The organism is Modestobacter sp. SYSU DS0904, assembly GCF_054051115.1.
In genome coordinates, this window is sequence record NZ_JBJHAQ010000078.1 from 1 (window position 1) to 1,243 (window position 1,243).

General features: G+C 72.3%; 1 protein-coding gene. It reads right to left on the bottom strand.

The genetic code is table 11. The features are described 5' to 3' along the window. Positions 1–19: 19 nt before the first annotated feature. Entirely contained in the window at positions 20–1,072 is a 1,053-nt protein-coding gene (locus tag ACI79U_RS21400; RefSeq protein ID WP_457072401.1) for an IS110 family RNA-guided transposase, read from the bottom strand. Positions 1,073–1,243 lie beyond the last annotated feature (171 nt).

Sequence of the window (1,243 nt, forward strand, 5' to 3'; positions counted from 1 at the left end):
CCGACGCTCCTATGACGCGTCAAGCCATTGCTGGTGGTGATTCGAGGCGGCGGTAGAGCTCGCGGGCGATGTAGCGCTTGAGGCAGCGCTTGATCTCTCGGTCGGTCTTGCCCTGGGCGCGGCGGCGGTCGGCGTAGGCGCGGGTGCGTTCATCGCGTTGCAGGCGGGTGAGGACGACGGTGTGCAGAGCGCGGTTGAGCTGGCGATCGCCGGAGCGGTTGAGCCGGTAGCGCACGGTCTTGCCCGACGAGGCCGGGATGGGCGCGGTGCCGGCGAGCATGGCGAAAGCCGCGTCGTTGCGGCAGCGGCCGGGGTGGGACCAGGCGGTGAGGGCGGTGGCGGCGACGATGGGTCCGACTCCGGTCAGCTCGAGCAGGTCCGGCCGCCAGGACCGCACGATCACGCGGATGGCCTGTTCGTGGTCCAGCGCTTCGGCCTCGAGGAAGCGGATGCGTCGGGCCAGGTCGTGCAGCACGTTCAGCGCGGTGATCACCTCGACGTCCCCGCCGCTGGCGCCGGGGCGCAGCCTGGCGGCGGTAGTGATCATGGCGCGGGTGGTCTGGCCGCGGAACCGGGCGCGCACCGGCTCCGGTGAGGTGATGACCATCGCCAGCAGTTGCCGCTGGGCGGCGGTGGCAGCCTCCACGGCGGCCCGCCGGACGGTCAGGCGCACCTGCAGCGCGGCCCGCTCTGCGCCCGTCTTGGGCTGGGCCAGCCGGGTGCGGGCCAGCGCGTCGCGGGCGGCGCGTTCGGCGTCGATCGGGTCGGACTTGGCTCCGGCCCGCCTGGCCGGGCGCTTGGGCCGGTCCAGTTCGACGACGAGCTCATTGGCCTCGGCCAGGTGTCGGGCCAGGCCGGCGCCGTAGCCGCCGGTGCCCTCCATCGCCCAGGCCCGCAGGCCGGAGTGCTGCTCGGCCAGGGTTACGAGCTGGGCGTAGCCATCAGGGTCGGCGGTGACCGTCGCGCGAGCCAGCACGCCACCGGTGCGGGCATCGAGTACCGCGGCGGTGTGGGTCTGGCTGTGGGTGTCGACGCCGATGACGACCTCGACCAGGTCTGCCAGCATGGGCATGCGTTCTTCTCCTTGACCGGTGGGACGCAGCAGGTCCCGGTCCGGTGCGGAGATGGCAGGACTGTGATGAGACACGCCAGCGCCAACTGGCGGTCAAGCTCCTGATCAGGCCAACGTCTCCGGCCGGGCCGGTGCCGGCAGCAGCAGACGGACAAGTCGGCTCAAAGGCAC

Coding starts and splice junctions, on each gene's coding strand:
- ACI79U_RS21400 (WP_457072401.1), bottom strand. CDS start 1,072: ATGCCCATGCTGGCAGACCTGGTCGAGGTCGTCATCGGCGTCGACACC.